Origin of the sequence: Saccharothrix mutabilis subsp. mutabilis (genome assembly GCF_039521145.1) — a bacterium.
Taxonomy (GTDB): Bacteria; Actinomycetota; Actinomycetes; order Mycobacteriales; family Pseudonocardiaceae; genus Actinosynnema; species Actinosynnema mutabilis.
In genome coordinates this window covers 257232-275487 of record NZ_BAAABU010000007.1, presented here as the reverse complement: position 1 = coordinate 275487, position 18256 = coordinate 257232, and the positions used below count along the sequence as shown (strand labels likewise).

Sequence of the window (18256 nt, the reverse complement as noted above, 5' to 3'; positions counted from 1 at the left end):
CGCGCGACCGCGGTGGGGGTGGAGGTGCGAGGTGTTCGCCGACGACAGGACGGTCCCGTTACCCGAGACGGTGACCCCCGAGACCGTGGTGGCGGCCCTCGCGGGCAACCGCCGGTCGGTGGAACAGCTGCTCAGGGTGGTGCGGCCGGCCGTGCTGCGCTACTGCCGGGCGCGGCTGGGGACGTCGGCGGCGGACGACGTGGCGCAGGAGGTGTGCCTGGCGGTCCTGCAAGCGCTCCCCCGCTACCGCGACCAGGGGCGGCCGTTCCTGGCGTTCGTGTACGGCATCGCGGCCCACAAGGTCGCCGACGCGCACCGCTACAACGCCCGCAACCGCGTGGACCCGGTGGCCGACGTGCCCGACGGCCCGCTGCCCGAGGCCGGTCCGGAGGCGTTGGTGCTGCGCGGGGAGCTGTCGGAGGAGATGTCGCGGCTGCTGGCCCTGCTGCCGGCGAAGCAGCGGGAGATCCTGGTGCTGCGCGTGGTGGTGGGGCTGTCCGCGGAGGAGACGGCGGAGGCGGTCGAGTCGACACCGGGCGCGGTGCGGGTCGCGCAGCACCGGGCGCTGACGCGGTTGCGCAAGGCGGTGGTGGAGCGGATGGCGTGCCTGTGAGCGGGCTCGGCTGACGACGCGGAGGGCGGTGTGGCGACTCACCGCCCGGACATCGGCTTACCGGCCGGCCACCGGCCCGAGCCCGCGCTCGGAGAGGACTAGAACGACCGGCCCAGGACCGGCAGGCCGATGACCGCGTCCACCGCCAACCCGCAGAACACGAACATCAGGTACAGGTTCGACATGTGGAAGAACTTCATCGTGTTCGTCGACCCGCCGCGCCGCACGACCCCGTGCAGCCGGTGCGCGAAGACCGCGAACCACACGCCCGACACGGCCGCCACGGTCACGTAGATCCACGACGTCACCGGCGCCAGCAACAGCGTGCACACCACGGTGATCCACGAGTAGATCACGATCTGCCGCGTCACCTGCTGCGCCGTCGCCACCACCGGCAGCATCGGCACGCCCGCCCGCGCGTAGTCCTCCTTGAACTTCATCGCCAGCGCCCACGTGTGCGGCGGGGTCCAGAAGAAGATCACGCCGAACATCACCAGCGCCGGCCACGCGACCGTCCCGGTCACCGACGACCAGCCGATGATCACCGGCATGCAGCCCGCCATGCCGCCCCAGATGATGTTCTGCGACGTCCGCCGCTTGAGCACCAGCGTGTAGACGAAGATGTAGAACAGGATCGTCGCGACGGCGAAGACCGCCGAGATCAGGTTCGTCGTCAGCCACAGGAAGCCGAACGACACCACGCCCAGCACCACGCCGAAGATCAGCGCGTTGCGCGGCGGGATGGCGTTCTGGGCCAGCGGCCGGGCGCCGGTGCGCTTCATCACCGAGTCGATGTCGGCGTCGACGTAGCAGTTCAGTGCGTTCGCCGAGCCCGCGGCCAGGGTGCCGCCGGTCAGGGTGCACGCGATCAGCCACAACGGCGGCAGGCCGCGGGCGGCCAGGAGCATCGCCGGGATGGTCGTGATCAGCAGCAGCTCGATGACGCGGGGCTTGGTGAGGGCCACGTACGCCCCGACCACCTGTCGGGGCGACCGCGCCGGAAGCTCGCTGACGGCACTCATCGCACTCCTCGGTCGGGTCGGGGGATGAGCAGATCGTAACCGCGCGTTGAAAACACAGCCCGTTCGGGTACGTCTGAACGCCGGGGGGGACCCGCTCGTATGCCCTGTGCGTACACCCACATTGCGCAAGTCGCACGGACGCCGCTACCGCCCACTAGGCTGACCGGCGGACGAGGGAAAACCGCGGATAGGGCCTGACGGGATCGATTGAGACCGACCGTCGAAGACACCGCCGCCTACGTGAGACTGGAGCTGGAAGTCCGTGTCCGTCACCGATGACATCACCCGGCTGACCGAGGCCCATCTGCCCGACGACTGGACGGAGCTCGACAAGCGCGCCGTCGACACTGCGCGTGTCCTCGCCGCGGACGCCGTGCAGAAGGTCGGCAACGGCCACCCCGGCACCGCGATGAGCCTCGCGCCGCTGGCCTACACGCTGTTCCAGCGCGTGATGCGCCACGACCCCGCCGACCCGGACTGGGTCGGCCGCGACCGGTTCGTGCTCAGCGCGGGCCACTCCAGCCTCACCCTCTACGTCCAGCTCTTCCTGTCCGGCTACGGGCTGGAGCTGGACGACCTCAAGGCGCTGCGCACGTGGGGCTCGCAGACCCCCGGCCACCCCGAGCACCGCCACACCCCCGGCGTGGAGATCACCACCGGCCCGCTGGGCCAGGGCCTGGCCTCCGCCGTGGGCATGGCGATGGGCGCCCGCCGCGAGCGCGGCCTGTGGGACCCGGAGACCCCGCTGGGCGAGAGCCCGTTCGACCACCACATCTTCGTGATCGCCTCCGACGGCGACATCGAGGAGGGCGTGACCTCCGAGGCGTCCTCGATCGCGGGCACCCAGAAGCTGGGCAACCTCACGGTGATCTACGACGACAACAAGATCTCCATCGAGGACGACACCGCCATCGCGCTGTCCGAGGACACCGCCAAGCGCTACGAGGCCTACGGCTGGCACGTGCAGGTCGTCGAGGGCGGCGAGAACGTCTCCGGCATCCTGGAGGCGCTGGAGAAGGCCAAGGCCGAGACCGAGCGGCCCTCCTTCATCCTGCTGCGCACCATCATCGGCTTCCCCGCGCCGAACAAGCAGAACACGGGCGCCGCCCACGGCGCGGCCCTGGGCAACGACGAGGTCAAGGCCGTCAAGGAGATCCTCGGCTTCGACCCCGAGCAGACCTTCGAGGTCGCCGACGAGGTCCTCGCCCACGCCCGCGAGGTCGTCAAGCGCGGCGAGGCCGCCAAGGCCGAGTGGCAGTCCTCCTTCGACGCGTGGGCGGCGGCCAACCCGGAGCGCAAGGCGCTGTTCGACCGCCTGGTCGCCCGCGAGCTGCCCGAGGGCTGGGCCGACGCGCTGCCGTCGTGGGACCCGGACCCCAAGGGCGTGCCGACCCGCAAGGCCTCCGGTGAGACGCTGACCGCGCTGGCCGACGTGCTGCCGGAGCTGTGGGGCGGCTCGGCCGACCTCGCCGAGTCCAACCTGACCACGATGAAGGGCTCGGACTCGTTCGGCCCGGAGTCGATCTCCACGGGCATGTGGAAGGCCCACCCGTACGGCCGCACGCTGCACTTCGGCGTCCGCGAGCACGCCATGGGCTCGATCCTCAACGGCATCGCGCTGCACGGCCCGACCCGCCCGTACGGCGGCACGTTCCTGGTGTTCTCCGACTACATGCGCCCGGCGGTCCGCCTGGCCGCGCTGATGAAGTCGCCGGTCACCTACGTGTGGACGCACGACTCCATCGGCCTGGGCGAGGACGGCCCGACCCACCAGCCGATCGAGCACCTGGCCGCCCTGCGCGCCATCCCCGGCCTGACCGTCGTGCGCCCCGGCGACGCGAACGAGACGGCCGCGGCGTGGAAGGCGACCATCGAGCAGACCGAGGGTCCCGTGGGCCTCGCGCTGTCCCGCCAGAACCTGCCGGTGCTGGAGGGCACCAAGGAGAAGGCGGTCGAGGGCGTCAAGCGCGGCGGCTACGTGCTGGCCGGCGACGGCGAGCCGGAGCTGGTGATCATCGCCACGGGCTCGGAGCTGCAGATCGCGGCCGAGGCGCGGAAGGTGCTGGAGGCCGAGGGCGTTGCCACCCGTGTGGTGTCCATGCCGTCCGTCGAGTGGTTCGACGCGCAGGACGAGGCCTACCGCGAGTCGGTGATCCCGTCCTCGGTGAAGGCGCGCGTGGTCGTCGAGGCCGGTATCGCGCAGCCGTGGCACCGGTTCGCGGGCGACGCGGGCGAGATCGTGTCGATCGAGCACTTCGGCGCCTCCGCGGACTACCAGACGCTGTTCCGCGAGTTCGGCTTCACCACCGAGAACGTCGTCGCGGCGGCCCGCCGGTCGCTGGCCAAGGTCCGCTGAACTTCCGTTAAGGGGCGATGAAATGACTGCCAACCCGCTGGCCCAGCTCAGCGACGCCGGTGTGTCGATCTGGCTGGACGACCTGTCCCGCGAGCGGCTGAACACCGGCAACCTCGCCGGCCTGGTCGCCAACCAGCACGTGGTCGGCGTGACCACCAACCCGACGATCTTCGCCGCCGCCCTGGCCAAGGGCAGCGCCTACGACGAGCAGGTGCGTGAGCTGGCCGCGCGCGGCGCCGACACCGACGCCGCCGTCCGCGAGATCACCACCACGGACGTGCGCAACGCGTGCGACCTGTTCCGCGACATCTACACCGCCACCGACGGCGTGGACGGCCGCGTGTCCATCGAGGTGGACCCGCGCCTGGCGCACGACACCGAGGGCACCATCGCCGAGGCGCTGGACCTGGCCAAGGTCGTGGACCGGCCGAACCTGCTGGTCAAGATCCCGGCGACGATCGCGGGCCTGCCCGCGATCACCAAGGTGCTCGCCGAGGGCGTCAGCGTGAACGTGACGCTGATCTTCTCCGTCGAGCGCTACCGCGACGTCATGGAGGCGTTCATCGCGGGCCTGGAGCAGGCCAAGGCGAACGGCCACGACCTGCGCGGCATCCACTCCGTGGCCTCGTTCTTCGTGTCCCGGGTGGACACCGAGATCGACAAGCGGCTGGACGCGCTGGACACCCCGGCCGCCAAGGAGCTGCGCGGCAAGGCCGCCATCGCCAACGCGGTGCTGGCCTACGCGGCGTTCGAGGAGACCTTCAAGGGCGAGCGCTGGGCGGCGCTGGCCGCCGAGGGCGCCCGCGCGCAGCGTCCACTGTGGGCGTCCACCGGCGTGAAGGACCCGAACTACTCCGACACGCGGTACGTGGACGAGCTGGTCGTGGCCGACACGGTCAACACGATGCCGGAGAAGACCCTGCACGCCGTCGCCGACCACGGCAGGATCACCGGTGACACCGTGACCGGGCGGGCCGCGCGGGCGCAGGAGGTCTTCGACGCGCTGGCCGGGGTCGGCATCGACCTCGACGACGTGTTCGCCGTGCTGGAGACCGAGGGCGTCGACAAGTTCGAGAAGTCCTGGGCGGAGCTGCTGGAGACGGTGACCGGACAGTTGAACCAGGCGAAGGGCTGACATGACCGAGGTGATCTCTGTGGAGATCGTCCGCTCGCCGAATGAAGACCAGGTCGCCACCGTGGTGGGCGACCTGGTCCGCGACCAGGCCGCGAGCAAGCTCACCGCCGGGGACGCCACGCTGTGGGGTCCCGCGGCGGAGTCCGAGGCGTCCATCCGCCTCGCGTGGACCACCCTGCACGAGACGTCGCGCCCGCTGGTCGCCGAGATCGAGGCCCTGCGCGACGAGCTGCGCGCCGAGGGCGTGGACCGCGTGGTGCTCGCGGGCATGGGCGGCTCGTCGCTCGCGCCCGAGGTCATCACCGGCACCGCCGGCGTGCCGCTGGTCGTGCTGGACACGACCGACCCCGGCCAGGTCGCCGACGCCCTGGAGGGCGACCTGACCCGCACGGTGCTCGTGGTGTCGTCCAAGTCCGGCGGCACCGTCGAGACCGACAGCCACCGCCGGATCTTCGAGAAGGCGTTCGCCGACGAGGGCGTCGACGCCGCGTCGCGGATCGTCGTGGTCACCGACCCGGGCTCGCCGCTGGAGGCCGCCTCCCGCGAGGCCGGGTACCGCAGGGTGTTCCTGGCCGACCCGCACGTGGGCGGCCGGTACTCGGCGCTGACCACGTTCGGCCTGGTGCCCGCCGGGCTCGCGGGCGCGGACATCGGCGCGCTGCTGGACGAGGCCGCCGCGGCGGCCCCGCTGGTGTCGGCCGACGACGCGGACAACCCGGCCATCGTGCTCGCGGCTACCTTCGCGGTGGCGCACGCGCACGGCGCGGAGAAGATCGTGTTCGCCGACACCGGGTCGGGCATCTCCGGCCTCGGCGACTGGGCCGAGCAGCTGATCGCCGAGTCGACCGGCAAGAACGGCACCGGCCTGCTGCCGGTCGTGGTCGAGGGTCCGGGCGCGCCCGGGTTCGTGGACGCCCGCTCGGACGCCACGACCGTCGCGATCGGACCGGCCACCGGCTCGTCCTCGATCGCGGTCGAGGGCACGCTGGGCGCGCAGTTCCTGGTGTGGGAGTACGCCACCGCGCTGGTGGGGCGGGTGCTGGAGATCAACCCGTTCGACCAGCCCGACGTGGAGGCCGCGAAGAAGGCGGCGCGGTCCCTCCTGGACGCCCCGGCCGCTTCCCCGGTCCAGCCGGCCTTCGTGGACGGCCCGGTCGAGGTGTACCCGAGCGAGGGCTGGCTGTCCCCGGACGTGAAGACCGTCGCCGACGCGATCAAGGCGCTGGTCGCCGCCGCGCCGGACCACGGCTACCTGTCCGTGCAGGCCTACCTGGACCGGCTGGACGACGCGTCCTTCGCGCTCACCCGCGCGGAGCTGGCGCAGCGGTCGCACCTGCAGACCACGTTCGGCTGGGGCCCGCGGTTCCTGCACTCGACCGGCCAGTACCACAAGGGCGGTCACCAGAACGGCGTGTTCCTCCAGCTCACCGGCGCCTCGGAGTACCAGCTGGACGTGCCGGGCAGGCCTTACGACCTGAGCACGCTGCAACTGGCGCAGGCGCTGGGCGACGGCCAGGTGCTGGCCGAGCGCGGTCGTCCCGTGCTGCGGCTGCACCTGACCGACCGGGTCGCCGGGCTGGCCCAGCTCGTCGAGGCCATCCAGGAGGACGGGTCGTGACAGCTCCGACCAAGCGCAACCCGTTGCGCGATCCGCGGGACAAGCGGCTGCCGCGCATCGCGGGCCCCAGCGGCCTGGTGATCTTCGGCGTGACCGGTGACCTGTCGCGCAAGAAGCTCATGCCCGCGATCTACGACCTGGCCAACCGCGGCCTGCTGCCGCCGGGCTTCGCGCTCGTCGGCTTCGCCCGCCGCGACTGGGCCGACCAGGACTTCATGCAGGTCGTGCACGACGCGGTCAAGCAGCACGCCCGCACGCCGTTCCGGCAGGAGGTCTGGGACCAGCTCGCCGAGGGCATCCGGTTCGTCCAGGGCACCTTCGACGACGACATCGCGTTCGACACGCTGGCCACCACGCTGGCCGACCTCGACCGCGAGCGCGGCACGGGCGGCAACCACGCGTTCTACCTGTCGGTGCCGCCCAGCGCGTTCACCACCGTGGTCAACCAGCTCAAGCGCGCCGGCCTCGCCACCCCGCCCGCGGACAACCCCGGGCAGTGGCGGCGCGTGGTCATCGAGAAGCCGTTCGGCCACGACCTGCACAGCGCCAAGCAGCTCAACAAGATCGTCAACGACGTCTTCCCCGAGGAGTCGGTGTTCCGCATCGACCACTACCTCGGCAAGGAGACGGTGCAGAACATCCTGGCGCTGCGGTTCGCCAACCAGCTCTACGAACCCATCTGGAACGCGAACTACGTCGACCACGTGCAGATCACCATGGCCGAGGACATCGGCCTGGGCGGTCGCGCGGGCTACTACGACGGCATCGGCGCGGCCCGCGACGTGATCCAGAACCACCTGCTCCAACTGCTCGCCCTCACGGCGATGGAGGAGCCGGTGTCGTTCCGGCCCAGCGACCTGCGGGCGGAGAAGGTCAAGGTGCTGTCCGCGACCCGGCCCGTCGGCCCGTTCGACGAGACCACGGCGCGCGGCCAGTACACCGGTGGCTGGCAGGGCGGGCAGAAGGTGCCCGGCCTGCTGGAGGAGGGCGGCTTCGCCAAGGACTCCACCACCGAGACCTACGCGGCGATCACCTGCGAGATCAACACGCGCCGGTGGGCCGGGGTGCCGTTCTACCTGCGCACCGGCAAGCGGCTGGGCCGCCGGGTCACCGAGGTGGCCGTGGTGTTCAAGCGCGCCCCGCACCTGCCCTTCGACGACACCGCCACCGAGGAGCTGGGGCAGAACGCCCTGGTCGTGCGGGTGCAGCCGGACGAGGGCGTGACCATGCGGTTCGGCTCGAAGGTGCCGGGCAACACCATGGAGGTCCGGGACGTCACGATGGACTTCGGGTACGGCCACGCCTTCACCGAGTCCTCGCCCGAGGCCTACGAGCGGCTGCTGCTGGACGTGCTGCTCGGCGAGCCGTCGCTGTTCCCGAAGAACGACGAGGTCGAGCTGTCCTGGGAGATCCTGGACCCGGTCCTCAAGCACTGGGCCGCCACCGGCGCGCCGGAGAAGTACAAGGCAGGCACCTGGGGACCGGCGTCGGCGGACGAGATGCTGGCCCGCACCGGCAGGCACTGGAGGCGTCCGTGATCATCGACCTGCCCTCGACCACCACGTCGCAGGTCAACAGCAAGCTCGTGCAGCTGCGCGAGGAGGGCGGCGCGGTCACCCTCGGCCGGGTCCTGACGCTGGTCATCGTGACCGACGACGGCGCGAAGACCGAGGACGCGGTGGACGCGGCCAACGACGCGAGCCGCGAGCACCCGTGCCGCGTGATCGTCGTCGCGCGCGGCGCCCGCCGGGCCGCACCCCGGCTGGACGCCCAGATCCGGGTCGGCGGCGACGCCGGCGCGTCCGAGGTGATCGTGCTGCGCCTGTACGGCGAGCTGGCCAACGAGGGCGCGTCGTGCGTGGTGCCGCTGCTGCTGCCGGACACCCCGGTGGTGGCGTGGTGGCCGCACGAGGCGCCGGCCGTGCCCGCGCAGGACCCGATCGGCCGGCTCGCGCAGCGCCGCATCACCGACGCGGCGGCGGAGAAGAACCCGATCAAGGCGCTGGACCAGCGCCGGGCCGGGTACACGCCGGGCGACACCGACCTCGCGTGGACGCGGCTGACGCTGTGGCGGGCCATGCTCGCCTCGGCGTTCGACCTGCCCCCGTACGAGCGGGTGACCGAGGCCGAGGTCGGCGGCGAGGCGGACTCCCCGTCCACCGACCTGCTCGCGGCGTGGCTCGCCGGGTCGCTCAAGGCGCCGGTGAAGCGGACCAAGGCCGTGCGCGGCGAGGGCATCGTGGACGTGCGGCTGGAGCGCAGGTCCGGGGTGGTGGAGCTGGTGCGGCCGGACGGCAAGGTCGGCACGCTGACCCAGCCCGGCCAGCCGCAGCGGCGGGTGGCGCTGCAGCGCCGCGAGATCCGCGACTGCCTGGCCGAGGAGCTGCGCCGGCTGGACCCGGACGAGGTGTACGAGCTGGCCCTGCGGTCGCTGGGCAAGGTCGTGCGCGGCCGGACCCCGGCGAAGACCGCGTCGGCGGCGGCCCGCAAGCCGGTGACCCGCAAGCCCGCGGCCTCGGCCAACGGCGCCGCGCCGGCCCCGGTCACCACCAAGCCCAACGGCGACACGCCCGCCGACGCCGCTCCGGCCGACGCCTCGGGCACGACGGCCACCTCGGGCGCGACGGCCGCCGCCGGCAAGTCGGCAGCGGGCAAGTCGGCCGCGAGCAAGTCGGCAGCGGGCGGGGCGGCAGCGGGCGGGGCGGCTGCGGGCAAGTCGGCTGCGGGCGGGGCGGTGAAGGCCGGGGCGAGCACCCCGGCCAAGGCGGCGAAGGCCGCCAAGGCCAAGCCCGCCAAGCCCGCCAAGGCGGCGGCCCGCGGCCCGGTGAAGGTCGCGGGCAAGGGCGCGGCGGCGAAGGCCAAGGGATGAGCCGGCCCGAGGTGGTGGTGCACCGCGACGGCGACCTGCTGGCCGCCGCCGCGGCGGCCCGCCTGGTCACCCGGCTGGTGGACGCGCAGACCGCGCGCGGCTCGGCGTCGCTGGTGCTGACCGGCGGCCGGACCGGCATCGCGGTGCTGGAGCAGCTGCGCGCCACCCCGGCGCGCGACGCCGTGGACTGGTCCCGCGTGGACCTGTACTGGGGCGACGAGCGGTTCCTGCCCGCCGGGCACCCGGACCGCAACGAGACCCAGGCGCGGGCGGCGCTGCTCGACCACGTCCCGGTGGACCCGGCGCGGGTGCACGTCATGGAGCCTTCCGACGGCCGGTTCGGCGACGACCCGGACGCGGCGGCCGACGCCTACGCCGACCTGCTGGCCGCGAAGGCGCTCCCGGAGGACCACGGCCCGGTGCCGTCGTTCGACGTGTGCCTGCTCGGCGTGGGCGAGGAGGGGCACACGCTGTCGGTGTTCCCGTCCTCCCCGGCGGTGTACGAGGAGGAGCGCACGGTCGTGGCGGTCCGCAACTGCCCGAAGCCGCCGCCGACCCGGGTCAGCCTGACCCTGCCGGCCGCGAGCCGCGCCCGCGAGGTGTGGCTGATGACCACGGGCGCGGGCAAGGCGGCGGCCGTGGCGATGGCCCTGACCGGCGCCGGCGAGGTCCAGCTGCCGGCGGCCGGCGCGCGCGGGCAGCGCCGCACGCTGTGGCTGCTCGACTCGGCGGCGGCGGCGAAGGTGCCGGACCTGTTCACCCCTCCGCTGGCCTGACCCGTTCGACCACGATCACGCCGTCCACCTCCGGGTGGGCGGCGTGATCTCGTTCACGCGTCCGTTTAACGGACGTTCGCGCTCGCAACTTTGTAGAGGGCTCCGCGTCCCGTACGAGTAATCAGCACGTCTCGTTGGGTGAGGGTGGACGGTGCGAGGACGGCGCGGGCTAAGGAGCGGGTCATGCCAAGCGTGATGACAGCCCAGTACGGTGACAAGCGGCGGATGGCTGAGACGGGAGGACGGGTCCTGGCCGGCAACGCTGTCGAGAGGCTGCCGAGCGGCGGGGTCAACGGCGTCCCCACCGAACGGGTGGCCGACGCTGCCCGCGGCCTCCGGGCGTGGCTCGCCCGCCACCGGCAGCTCCTGCTGGACGTGGCGGCCGTGGCGATCGCGGCGTTCGACGTGTGGTTCTGGTTCGCGCCGGACGCGAAGGTCTACAACTACGCCCTGTCCGTCGTGGCGGTCGCGGCCCTGGTGTTCCGCCGCCGGTTCCCGTTCCTGGTGGTCCTGCTGACCGTCCCGGGCTTCCTGGCCGGCATGGCGCAGCTGGCGGCGATGATCGCCCTGGGCACCCTGGCGCGGCGCAAGCTGCTGTCCACCCAGACCTACGTCGCGGCGGGCCTGGTGTGGTTCAGCCGGTTCTTCCTGTGGCCGCCGGAGGAGTTCCTGGCGCTGGACTGGAAGACCCACGTCCACGACGCCATCTACGGCTGCATCGTGGCCGGCATGCCCATCGCGATCGGCCTGCTGGCGCACGCGCGGGAGCAGCTGTCCGCCCGCATCGCCGAACTGGCCGAGAGCCGGGAGCGCGAGCGCATGCTGCACGCGCACGCCGTGCGGGCCGACGAACGCGCCCGCCTGGCGCGGGAGATGCACGACGTGGTGTCGCACCAGGTGAGCCTGATCGCCATGCAGGCGGGCGCCCTGCGGATGGCCGCGGCCGACCCGAACGCCCAGCAGGTGGCGGGCACCATCCGGATGCTGAGCACGCGCACGCTGGACGAGCTGCGCCAGCTGGTCAGCGTCCTGCGCACGACCTCGGGCGACGACTCGCCGCAGCCCAGGATCGAGGACCTGCCGCAGCTGCTGGCGTCCTCGGGCCTGCCCGCGGCGCTGACCGTGCTGGGCGAGGTGGACGACCTGCCGGCCCCGATCTCCGGTGCGGTCTACCGAACCGTCCAGGAGGCGCTGACCAACGTCCGCAAGCACGCGGGCGGCGCGGCGACCGCGGTCCGCATCGACGCCGACGCGGACGAACTCCACGTGGAGATCCGCAACGACCCGCCGCTCGCGCCCCACGAGTGCGCGACCCTGCCCAGCGGCGGCCACGGCCTGGTGGGCCTGCGCGAACGGGCGGCCCTGCTGGACGGCACGTTCGAGGCGGGACCGTGCGACGACGGCGGCTTCCGCGTGGCGGTCACCTTCCCGCTGACCCGCAAGATCGACTGACCCGCAAGATCGACTGACCCGCGAGAGCGACCGGCCCGCGAGAGCGACCGGCCCCACGATCTCGGCGCGCACTCCCCCCTGCCGTGCACGCCGAACCAACTCAGTGCCGTTGAGCCGCCCGCCGGGTGGCGATGGCGGTGCAGACCGCCGCGCCCGCGCCCAGCACGCCGCCCACGACGGCGGGCCACAACGCGGGCTCGTGCCGGAGCAGGACCGTCGGGAGGAGCCACACCGCGACACCGAGCCCGAACCCCAGCGGGGCCGCCGCGACCACCGCCGCCGTGCCGGACTGCCGCCGGCGCAGCGACCGCAGCAGCGACTCCAGGTAGGCCAGCGTGAACAGCAGCAGCACCGCGCTGCCGGCGCCCATGATGCTGATCATCGGCGTGGTCGTCGGCTGGAGGGAGAACTCGCGTTCCCCTTCGGCCGTCTCCGCCGTCGCCGAGGCCGCCCCGCCGATGATCCACCGGCTCGCCCCGGGCAGTTCGAACGCGCCGGGGCCCGCCACGTCGGCCAGCGTGACGCCCACGGCCTCGACCGTGAGCCGGGTCGCGCCCTCCACCACCACCGGCTTGGTCATGTCGTGCGGCAGGACCGGCAGGTCGCGGCCGGGCACGGCGAACGGCAGGGCCACCACCAGCAGCGCGAACAACGCCGCCGCGACCGCGAACCACACCGCGGGCTTGGGCGGCTCGATCAGGTCCTTCGCCGGCACCAGGGGTTGCCGACCGGACCACAAGGGCGGCTGGTCCACCATCGTCGCCCGGACGGGGATGTCCAGTGTCTCCCGCGGCACCGACGGGTGCGTGGCCGGACGGGTGCTCGCCGCCGCGACCTGCGGCGCCAGGTGCACCGGCAGACCGACCCGCACCAGCCAGTCCCGGCCGAAGACCTCCGCCGCCGCGCCCGCCAGGTCGATCGCGAAGGTCTCGGCGTTGCGGTACCGGGACTGCGGGTCGCGCTGGATGCCGCGCATGACGACCTCCGCCAGCGGCGGCGGGACGTCGGTCAGCGGGCGCGGGTCCTGGTGGACGTGGCGCTGGATCATGGCCAGCGCGCCGCCGCCGCTGTCGAACGGGAGGCGTCCGCTGAGCAGTTCGTAGAGCACGGTGGCCGCGCCGTAGACGTCCGCCGCCGGGCTCAGCGGGTTGCCCAGCGCCTGTTCCGGGGCCAGGTAGGCGGGGGTGCCCAGGACCTGGCCGCCGTGGGTCACCAGGGTCGCGCCCTCGCTGACCACCTGGGAGATGCCGAAGTCGGCGACCTTCAGCGCGCCCTGCGCGGTGAACAGCAGGTTCTTGGGCTTCACGTCCAGGTGCAGGACGCCCGCGCCGTGGGCGGCGTGCAGGCCGGACAGGGTGGCCAGCAGGAGCGCGCAGGACTGGGCCGGGGTGAAGCCGTGCTCGCTGAACTTCGACCACACCGTGCCGCCGTCGAGCTTCTCCATCACCAGCAGGTGCTCGCCGTGGTGCTGGACGTAGTCGTACACCGGCACGATGTGCGGGTGGTCCAGGCGGGCCAGCAGCCGGGCCTCGTGCTCGAACCGGGCGCTCATGCGGTCGTCCTCGGCGAGGACCTGCGGGAGGCGCTTGATCGCCACCGGGCGGCCCAGCGGCCGGTGCACGCCCGCGTACACCACGCCCATGCCGCCGCGACCGATCTGGCCGCCGATGTCGTACTGCGGCAGGGCCGCGACGACGCTGGGGCTCACCGTCACGCCGCACCACCCGGCAGCGGGCGGGTGATGCGCTGGGTGGCCTCCGGGTCGGCGGGCGGCTCGTCCGGCGCCGGGTGCGGGGTCAGGTAGCCCAGCAGCAGGGCCGCCGCCGCGGCGCCGAGCAGGAACGGGATCTCGGCGGCGGGCGACGGCGCCACCACGCGCAGCACGGACAGCGAGATCACCGCGACCAGGCCGGTGCCGACGCCGGCGGGCAGGAACTGCATGGCGCGCTGCCACCGGTTCGCGGGCAGCTTGCGCCGCGCCAGGCCCCACAGCGCGCCCGCCCACGCGAGCAGGGTCAGGACGAACACGGCGATGCCGAACACCCCGTAGACCGACCACAGCGAGCCCCGGACGTCTCCGGTCGCGCCGACGGTCGCGAGGACCTCGCGGTTGACGTCGAGCACCTCGATGTCGGTGGGCAGCAGGCCGGTCGCCTGGGTGCCGAGCTGGCCGAGGTCGAGCACGAACGCCTTGGTGACGCTCTGCTTCGCGGGCACGTCGAACGGCACGGTCGTGTCGTAGGAGAAGAACGTCAGCGCCAGCGCGGTGCCGGTCAGGCGGACGGTCTTGACGTGGCGGACGGTGTCCGTTCCGTTGTGGACGGTCACTTCGACGCGCGTCGAGGTGGCCGGGTCGAGCACGAGCTCATCGTCCGCGGTGACCCGTTTGCCGTCCACAATGGCGCTCACGGTGACCGCGTCGGGGGTGACGGCGTGCGCGGTGGAGGTGCCGCCGCCCAGGAAGATCCCGAGGGAGAGCAGTAAACCGACCCTGCTCATAATGCGTCTCACAGGGGCACCTCGAAAGTTCATGGGCACGGACGAGTCCGGGAGTCGGTATGCGAACGGCTGGAACACTAGCTCTACTCGGTGCCGTGGCCTATGGCGTTACCACCCTTGTTGCCACACCGGCATCGGCCCAGCCCTCGGCCGCCGCGGTCGCCACTCCAGACACCGGTCCGGCGGGTGCCGCGTTCACGCTGTCGTGGACCGGCGTGTACCTGGACCCCGACTGCTCCGACTACACGGTGCGCATCGTGTGGGACGGCAGACAGGTCGTCGGTTCCGGCCGCCACGCCGGCCGGGGCGCGGGTTCGGGCACGGCCACCGTGCCCGCCGGCGCGTCGATCGGGGGTCACCGGGTGACGGCGGTGCCGGTGTGCGCGGCGTCGGCCTACCCGACCGACAGCTTCACCGTGACGGCCACCCCGACCACCACGACCCGTCCCCCGGTCACCACGACCACCACCGCCCCACCGGTCACCACCACCACCGCGCCGACCACCACCACAACCCGCCCGCCGACGACCACCACGTCCTCGCCGACCACGACGACGACCACGACCACCGACTCCAGCAGCGCGTCGACCCCGGCCACGACCACCAAGCCGTTCGACGGCGACGGCGCGCTGACCCTGGACAAGGACAACATCCAGCCCGGCGACCCGCTGACCGCGACCGGGACGGGGTGCCGGCCGGGTTCGGAGGTGAAGCTGTCGTCGCTGGGCGAGGACGTGGGCAAGGCGCGGGCGGACGGGTCGGGGACGTTCAGCACGCGGGTGGAGTTCGCGACGATCCAGCCGGGGCGGCACGTGATCCGGGCGGACTGCGGCATCGTGCTGGTGGGCAGCGTGGACGTGGCGCTGACCAGTTCGACCGGCGGCACCACCTCGACCCTGGTGGTCCTGGTCTTCTTCATCCTGGTGGGCGCGCTGCTGCTGCGCCGCCAGTTCAGCGCCCTGCGCCGCCGCACCTGATCGGGGGTCGAGGGAGGAACGCCGACCGGGCACGCGCGCACCGGGCCAACGGGGTGCGGAGCAAGCCACGCCGAGCCGGGCCGAGCCAGGCCGGGCCGAGCCGAGCCGGACCGAGCCAGGCCGCGCCGGGCCGGGCCGGGCCGCACCTGTCCACGCCATCCCGCCGGCCGCTCGGCCTCAACCTGCCCGCCAACCCACCCCGCTCCGGGCACGACAACGGCCCCCGGTGGACTCGGGAGTCCGCCGGGGGCCGTTGTCGTGCCCGTACCTGCTAGGGCTCTTCCCGCTGCTTGCGCAGCTTGGTGAGCGCCTCTTGGAGGATCGCCTCGCCGTCCGCGTCGGAGCGGCGCTCCTTCACGTACGCCAAGTGCGTCTTGTACGGCTCGTTGCGCGGAGGAGCAGGCGGGGCCTGCTCGTCCCGGCCCGCCGGCAGACCGCACCGCGGGCAGTCCCAGTTCTCCGGGATCTCCGCCTCGACCGCGAACGACGGACGCGACTCGTGCCCGTTGGCGCACCAGTACGACACCCGGCGCCGGGGCGCGGACTCGCCGCGCTCCGATTCGCCCATCGGGCCTGCGCCGACGCGGGTACCGCGAATCGCGTTACCACCAGCCATCGACCCTCACACCCCCACCACTGTGGTTATCCCTGTCGTCAGTTGACCTTGAGCAGCAGTCCGATGCCGACGATCGCGATCACCCAGATCGCACCGACGAACAGCGTCAGGCGGTCCAGGTTCTTCTCCACCACGCTCGACCCGGACAGGCTCGACTGCATACCGCCGCCGAACAACGAGGACAGACCGCCGCCGCGACCGCGGTGCAGCAGCACCAGGAGGATGAGCAGCAAGCTGGAGACGATCAGCAGGATCTGAAGGAACAGGATCATTTCTTCCTCGCTGTCAGGCAGGTGACGCCACAGAGTACCCGGTCAACTGCCGACCGTGGACCACCGCGGTGGTTTGGGGATGTTCGAGACTCAGGGTAGAGGGCCGCCGGCCGCCAGGGCACAGAGCTTGGTGAACTCGTCCGCATCCAGGCTCGCACCGCCCACGAGGGCGCCGTCGATGTCCTTCTGCGCGACCAGCTCGCCGATGTTGCCCGACTTGACCGAACCGCCGTAAAGCACCCGAACGGCCGAAGCCACGTCCTCGCCGTGCAGCTCGGCGAGCTTGGCCCGCAGGGCCGCGCACACCTCCTGCGCGTCGGCGGACGAGGCGACCTTGCCGGTGCCGATCGCCCACACCGGCTCGTACGCGACGACGACGTCCTTCACCTGGTCGGCGGACAGGCCCTTGAGGCCCGCCACCAGCTGGTCGGTGCAGTGCCGGACGTGGTCGCCCGCCTCGCGCACCGGCAGCTGCTCGCCCAGGCAGAAGATCGGCGTGACGCCGTGCTTGAGCGCGGCCTTGACCTTGCGGTTGACCAGGCCGTCGTCCTCGTGGTGGTACTCGCGGCGCTCGGAGTGGCCCACGGTGACGTAGGAGCAGCCCAGCTTGGCCAGCATCGGGCCGGACACGTCGCCGGTGTAGGCGCCCGAGTCGTGCGGGGACAGGTCCTGCGCGCCGTACTTGAGCAGCAGCTTGTCGCCGTCGACCAGGGTCTGGATGGACCGGATGTCGACGAACGGCGGCAGCACCGCCACCTCGACCTTCGCGAAGTACTTCTCCGGCAGCGCGAAGGCGATCTTCTGCACCAGGGCGATCGCTTCGAGGTGGTTGAGGTTCATCTTCCAGTTGCCGGCGATGAGCGGCTGACGCTGGGCCATCAGTCCTCCAAGACCGACACGCCGGGGAGTTCCTTGCCTTCGAGGAACTCAAGAGACGCCCCACCACCGGTGGAGATGTGCGAGAACCCGTCCTCGGGCAGGCCCAGCGCGCGCACGGCCGCGGCCGAGTCGCCGCCGCCGACCACGGTGAACGCGTCGCTCTTGACCAGCGCTTCGGCGACGGCACGGGTGCCGCCGGCGAACGCGTCGAACTCGAACACGCCCATCGGGCCGTTCCAGAACACGGTCTTGGCGTCGGCCAGCTTCGCCGCGAACAGCTCGCGCGTCTCCGGGCCGATGTCCAGGCCCTGCCGGTCGGCGGGGATGGCGTCGGCCTTGACGACCTCGAACTCCGCGTCGGCGGCGAAGTGGGTCGCGGCGAGCACGTCGACCGGGAGCACCAGCTCGACGCCGCGCCGCTCGGCCTCGGCGAGGAAGCCGGAGACCTGCTCCAGCTGGTCGGACTGGAGCAGCGAGCCGCCGACCTCGTGGCCCTGGGCCTTGAGGAAGGTGTAGGCCATGCCGCCGCCGATGAGCAGCCGGTCGACCTTGGTGAGCAGGTTCGCGATGACGCCGAGCTTGTCGGACACCTTCGCGCCGCCGAGCACCACGACGTACGGGCGCTGGAGGTCCTCGGTGAGCTTGTGCAGCACCTCGACCTCGGCCAGCACGAGGCCGCCCGCGTAGTGCGGGAGCTTCTTGGCCACGTCGTAGACCGACGCCTGCTTGCGGTGCACGACGCCGAAGCCGTCGGAGACGAACGCGTCGGCCTTGGCCGCCAGCTCGTCGGCGAACGCCTCGCGCTCCGCGTCGACCTTGCTGGTCTCGCGCGGGTCGAAGCGGATGTTCTCCAGCAGCGTGACGGTGCCGTCGGCGCCCGCCTCGGTGCCCAGCTCGACGGTCCGGCCGAGCAGCTCGCCCAGCCGCACCGCGACCGGGGCGAGGGAGAACTTCGGGTCGGGCTCGCCCTTGGGGCGGCCCAGGTGCGCGGCGACGAGGACGCGCGCGCCCCCGTCGAGCAGTGCCTTGAGGGTGGGCACCGACGCGCGGACGCGGCCGTCGTCGGTGATCTTGTCGCCGTCGAGGGGGACGTTCAGGTCGGCGCGCACCAGGACGCGCCGACCCGACACACCCTCGGCGATCAGGTCGCTGAGAGTCTTCACCGGTGTCGC

16 protein-coding genes are annotated in these 18256 nt (G+C 72.5%); 9 read left to right on the top strand and 7 right to left on the bottom strand.

Annotated elements, in window-relative coordinates; genetic code table 11:
- Positions 1–31 precede the first annotated feature (31 nt).
- Positions 32–613: a sigma-70 family RNA polymerase sigma factor gene (locus tag ABD126_RS19015; RefSeq protein ID WP_343935202.1), complete on the top strand. Its 582-nt coding sequence runs from the start codon at positions 32–34 to the stop codon at positions 611–613.
- 98 nt (positions 614–711) lie between these two features.
- Here the strand turns inward: ABD126_RS19015 and ABD126_RS19010 are convergent, their stop codons facing one another.
- Positions 712–1635 (bottom strand): heme o synthase, encoded by a 924-nt coding sequence (locus ABD126_RS19010; protein WP_343935201.1) that lies wholly within the window; start codon positions 1633–1635, stop codon positions 712–714.
- A gap of 262 nt (positions 1636–1897) precedes the next feature.
- Between ABD126_RS19010 and tkt the strand changes: the two genes are divergently transcribed.
- The 7 genes from tkt to ABD126_RS18975 all read left to right on the top strand — a co-directional run bounded on the left by tkt (position 1898) and on the right by ABD126_RS18975 (position 11841).
- Complete coding sequence (gene tkt, locus ABD126_RS19005; protein WP_343935200.1) at positions 1898–3991, top strand: transketolase; 2094 nt, start codon at positions 1898–1900, stop codon at positions 3989–3991.
- A gap of 22 nt (positions 3992–4013) precedes the next feature.
- A complete protein-coding gene (tal, locus tag ABD126_RS19000; RefSeq protein ID WP_343935199.1) occupies positions 4014–5126 on the top strand; it encodes a transaldolase in 1113 nt (370 codons plus the stop codon).
- A 1-nt stretch (position 5127) separates the two neighbouring features.
- Positions 5128–6744, top strand: a complete 1617-nt coding sequence (locus ABD126_RS18995) for a glucose-6-phosphate isomerase (protein WP_343935198.1) — start codon at positions 5128–5130, stop codon at positions 6742–6744.
- Complete coding sequence (zwf, locus tag ABD126_RS18990) at positions 6741–8282, top strand: glucose-6-phosphate dehydrogenase (RefSeq protein ID WP_343935197.1); 1542 nt, start codon at positions 6741–6743, stop codon at positions 8280–8282. Before ABD126_RS18995 ends, zwf begins: the two co-directional genes overlap by 4 nt.
- Positions 8279–9613, top strand: coding sequence for a glucose-6-phosphate dehydrogenase assembly protein OpcA (gene opcA, locus ABD126_RS18985; protein WP_343935196.1), 1335 nt, complete (start codon positions 8279–8281; stop codon positions 9611–9613). The genes zwf and opcA overlap by 4 nt, the downstream gene beginning before the upstream one ends.
- A complete protein-coding gene (gene pgl / locus ABD126_RS18980; RefSeq protein ID WP_343935195.1) occupies positions 9610–10389 on the top strand; it encodes a 6-phosphogluconolactonase in 780 nt (259 codons plus the stop codon). The genes opcA and pgl overlap by 4 nt, the downstream gene beginning before the upstream one ends.
- 225 nt (positions 10390–10614) lie before the next feature.
- The gene (locus ABD126_RS18975; protein WP_343935194.1) at positions 10615–11841 is read left to right on the top strand and encodes a sensor histidine kinase; all 1227 of its coding nucleotides are present in this window, start codon (positions 10615–10617) and stop codon (positions 11839–11841) included.
- 100 nt (positions 11842–11941) lie between these two features.
- Here the strand turns inward: ABD126_RS18975 and ABD126_RS18970 are convergent, their stop codons facing one another.
- Together ABD126_RS18970 and ABD126_RS18965 are read right to left on the bottom strand one after the other, a co-directional pair.
- Positions 11942–13555 carry a serine/threonine-protein kinase gene (locus ABD126_RS18970; protein ID WP_343935193.1) on the bottom strand — a complete coding sequence of 538 codons (1614 nt, stop codon included), beginning with the start codon at positions 13553–13555 and terminating at the stop codon, positions 11942–11944.
- Positions 13552–14340, bottom strand: a complete 789-nt coding sequence (locus ABD126_RS18965) for a hypothetical protein (RefSeq protein ID WP_343935192.1) — start codon at positions 14338–14340, stop codon at positions 13552–13554. Before ABD126_RS18965 ends, ABD126_RS18970 begins: the two co-directional genes overlap by 4 nt.
- 95 nt (positions 14341–14435) lie before the next feature.
- Here ABD126_RS18965 and ABD126_RS18960 point away from each other — a divergent pair, with 95 nt between their 5' ends.
- Entirely contained in the window at positions 14436–15317 is an 882-nt protein-coding gene (locus tag ABD126_RS18960; RefSeq protein ID WP_343935191.1) for a hypothetical protein, read from the top strand.
- 271 nt (positions 15318–15588) lie between these two features.
- On the opposite strand, the gene ABD126_RS18955 is transcribed toward ABD126_RS18960, so the two are convergent.
- The 4 genes from ABD126_RS18955 to ABD126_RS18940 form a co-directional block, all read right to left on the bottom strand.
- Positions 15589–15933, bottom strand: a complete 345-nt coding sequence (locus ABD126_RS18955) for an RNA polymerase-binding protein RbpA (RefSeq protein WP_219445881.1) — start codon at positions 15931–15933, stop codon at positions 15589–15591.
- 38 nt (positions 15934–15971) lie between these two features.
- A complete protein-coding gene (gene secG / locus ABD126_RS18950; protein ID WP_337724459.1) occupies positions 15972–16205 on the bottom strand; it encodes a preprotein translocase subunit SecG in 234 nt (77 codons plus the stop codon).
- A gap of 90 nt (positions 16206–16295) precedes the next feature.
- The gene (gene tpiA / locus ABD126_RS18945) at positions 16296–17084 is read right to left on the bottom strand and encodes a triose-phosphate isomerase (protein ID WP_343935190.1); all 789 of its coding nucleotides are present in this window, start codon (positions 17082–17084) and stop codon (positions 16296–16298) included.
- Positions 17084–18247, bottom strand: a complete 1164-nt coding sequence (locus ABD126_RS18940) for a phosphoglycerate kinase (protein WP_343935189.1) — start codon at positions 18245–18247, stop codon at positions 17084–17086. The genes tpiA and ABD126_RS18940 overlap by 1 nt, the downstream gene beginning before the upstream one ends.
- Between the last annotated feature and the right edge of the window lie 9 nt (positions 18248–18256).